The organism is Lacrimispora amygdalina (assembly GCF_900205965.1).
In the GTDB taxonomy this organism is placed as follows: Bacteria; Bacillota; Clostridia; order Lachnospirales; family Lachnospiraceae; genus Lacrimispora; species Lacrimispora amygdalina_A.
The window spans coordinates 1-3837 of sequence record NZ_OAOF01000052.1 but is presented as its reverse complement, the minus strand read 5'-3'; the positions used below and the strand labels follow the sequence as shown (position 1 = coordinate 3837).

The window sequence follows — 3837 nt, the reverse complement described above, 5'->3', positions numbered from 1 at the left end:
TCTGTCTTTTAGATGCTTTTGTGTGAGCAGAACGCCTGCGCCGCTGTCCTCCAGCATATATTCAATCCTGTCCTCCGGGTAACCGGGATCTATGGGCAGGTAGGCACCTCCGGCCTTTAACGTACCAAATATCCCTGTCACCATATCCAGGGAACGCTCGGTCATGACAGCAACAATGCTGTCCGGTTTCACTCCCTGCCTCCGCAGTGCATGAGCCAGCCTATTCGCTCTCTTGTTCAGTTCCCTGTAAGTCAGTTTTTTATCTCCGAAAACAATCGCCGTATGATCCGGTCTTTGTTCTGCCTGCTCCTCAAACAAACCGTGGATGGTCTGATTTTTGGGATATTCCATTACTGTCTGATTAAAATCATGAAGCAGCATCCGCCTTTCTGCTTCCGGTACTACATCGATCTCTTCAATGGCAATCCCGGGGCGCTTTACGATTTCACTGATTATGGTTTTCATCTGTTCAGCCATCCGGGCGAGAAAGCTTTTGTTATAAGCCAGACTATTGTATCGGAATTTGATTCGCAGATCCTTTCCAGGCATTATAATAATATTTAAATCAAAATTCGTCTGCTCAGATACCTTTGCTGAAAGAACGGTTATATTATCCCTGCCGTTGTCATCTCCCTTAACGGCATCCTCCATAGGATAATTTTCAAAAGCCATAAGGCTCTGAACCAGTTCCCCTTTGCAGGATATCCTGGACTGAATTTCTGCCAGCGGATAATAACTGTGTTTCTCAGACTCCAGCGCCGCCCGCTGCTGTCTTGCAATAAGAGAGGAAAAGCTTTCCCCTTTTTCTGACCGGACTCTGACTGGAATGGTATTAATAAAAAGCCCTACCATTCGTTCAACCCCCTCTACCTCGGCCGGTCTGCCTGAAACTACTGATCCAAATACCACATCCCGGGTATTGCTGTACCTTTGCAGCAGGATTCCCCATACCGTCTGCATCACCGTACTTAAAGTGGCGGCGTTATCTCTTGCCGTTTTCTCAAGTCTCGCTTTCATTTCTTCATTTATTGTAAAATCGTATTCCTCCTGAAGATATCCCCGCCCGGCAGTTGTGACTTTCATTCTGGAGAGCTGTTCGGTCTGCTCATATTCCATGAGATACTGATCCCAGTAATCCGATGCTTCCTGGTCATCTCTGTTTTCCAGCCATTGTATATACTGGCTGTATGGATACACCCTGCCTAACTGGGGGGAACTGCCTTTCCGGAACGCTTTATAGGATTCCAGAAGTTCCTTAAATACAATAGGCAGACACCAGCCATCCATGATGATATGATGGAAGCTCCAGATTAAATGGTAAGTTTCCTCACTTACTTTAATCAGCATGATCCGGACCAGCGGCTCATAGGTTAAGTCAAAGCCCTTTTTCCTGTCGCCAGCCATGCATTCTTCCAAATAGGATTTTTTTTGTCCTTCTGATAAAAGGGAAATATCCTTATAGTCCATTTTGGAAGTCCTATCTTTTAAGACCACCTGAACCGGCTTATCTACCTTTTCATAAATAAAAGCCGTTCTTAAAATATCGTGTCTTAAAATCACCTGCCCAAACGCGCGTTCAAACGCGTCTTTATCAACACTGCCCTTTAATGTGATCACTGCCTGCTCAAAATAAGCATTGGAATCTTTTTCCCTGAGGAAATGATACAGCATTCCGGTCTGCATGGGTGTCAGTGAATAAATATCCCTGATATTGTGTTTTGATGATTCCATCACGCGGTACACCGCTTCCACTTCCTGGGCGGTGATCTTTGAGGAGCTTAAATCGCCAGGTGTCAGTTCGGTATAATCCTGAGATACGCAATGTTCAATCATTTGTATCAGACTGCGTTTAAAATTCTCAGCAATCCGGTTTATTGTGGTCTTTTCATATTCGCCCCTGTGATATGTAAAATGAAGCCCCAGCTTCCCGTTATTAATTCCTCCATAAATATCCAGACAGTATGGCCGCTCCATTTCCGGTGAAATGGTTTCACCTGCAGAAATGTCCGATAAGGTATATAGATCGCTGTCAATATCCTGGTCAAATTGTCCAAGATAGTTGAAACTGATCTCCGGAATTAAATTGAACTTAAGCATTTCTTCATCTGGAAGAATCGTCTGATATTTTAAAATACCATAGCCCATTCCTTTCCCCGGTATGGTACGCAGGCTTTCTTTCACGGATTTAATTCTGGAAGATATGGACCCTGTCTCTTTCATATCTAAAATCACGGGATACTGTGTGGTAAACCATCCTACGGTTCTGCTGATATCAATATCCCCGGCAATCTCTTCACGGCCATGTCCTTCTAAGTTAATGAGCACATTCTCCTCACCGGTCCATTCTGAAACCGCCTCTCCCAGCGCTGCCAGAAGAATATCATTAATTTCGGTATGATACGCCTTGTTCACATCCCTGATCAGCCGGGAAGTACGGATCTCATCAAGCTCCATGAAAACCTGGTCACTGTCCTTATATTTTCTGTTGGTGACAGTATGTTCCTTTGGGAGGGGTTTCACCTGGATTTTCTCAAGGGCGCTCCAATACGGAATCTCCTTTTGAAGCTCTTCACTGTCGGCATACCCATAAAGTTTCTCCGACCATTCCTTAAAAGAGTCTGTTTTTTCCGGGAAATTAATTTCTTCTCCGTTAACCGCCTGCCGGTATCCTGTTGAAATATCCTCAAGGAGAATTCTCCATGAAATCCCGTCAACCACCAGATGATGGATGGCAAGAAGCAGATAATCTCCCTCTTTCGTCTGAAATAAGCCTGCATTTACCAGAGGCCCCTGCTTTAAGTCCATAGAGGACTGTAGAATCCGGGCTTCTTCCTCCAATGCTTTCTCATCAACCTGCATACTTGTGAGATCTCTCACAGCCAGCGAATAGAGATTGCCCTCCATCCCCCTGTTAAGCAGGACAATCCGACCCGCTTTTTCTCTCATTACAATCCGCAGCGCATCGTGGTGCTCTGCCACACGGTCAAGTACTTTTCTCAGCGCCTCTTCGTTGAAGCCCTCTTTCCGGTACAGCATCACTGACTGGTTGAAGTGATTTCTATATTCAGAACACTGTTCAAAAAACCAGCTCTGGATAGGTGTAAGAATTACCTCTCCTTTAACAATTCCCTGAACAGCAGTACGTTTGGCTGTTTTAATATAAGCGCTCAGTTCTTCGATGAACGGGTGTTCAAAAATATCCTTAAGTTCAAGCTTTAACTGATAACTGTTCAGTTTGGATAATACCTGTATGGCTTTAATGGAATCACCGCCCAGATTGAAGAAATTGTCTTTGATTCCCACCCGTTCAATTTCAAGCACCTTTTCCCATACCCGTGCCATTATCTCTTCTGTTTTGTTTCTCGGCGCCGCATACTCCACTGCAGCACACATACCTGTATCTGGCTCAGGAAGGACCTTTTTATCAATCTTTCCGCTTTGATTCATGGGCATATGCTCCAGCTGTGTAAAGTAAGACGGCACCATATAATCCGGCAGTTCCTTTAAAAGATGTTGCCGCAGTTCATCTCCATTAAGCAGTCTGTCTGCCGTATAATACGCAGAAAGATATTTTTCTTTCTTTTTATCTTCTCTGGCGATCACTGCTACCTCACGGATCAGCGGATGCTTATGTAAGTTTGCTTCAATCTCCCCCAGCTCGATCCGGAATCCCCGGATCTTTACCTGGTCATCGATTCTTCCTAGATATTCCACATTTCCATCCGGCAGCCAGCGGGCAAGGTCCCCTGTCCGGTACATCTTCTCTCCGGCTTCATACGGGTTATCAACAAACTTTTGGGCAGTCAGGGACTGACGGTTTAAATAGCCTCTGGCAAT

1 protein-coding gene is annotated in these 3837 nt (G+C 45.0%); it reads right to left on the bottom strand.

The features are described 5' to 3' along the window. A partial coding sequence (locus tag CRO04_RS25380) for a condensation domain-containing protein (RefSeq protein ID WP_141401049.1) occupies window positions 1-3837 on the bottom strand: 3837 nt, incomplete at both ends.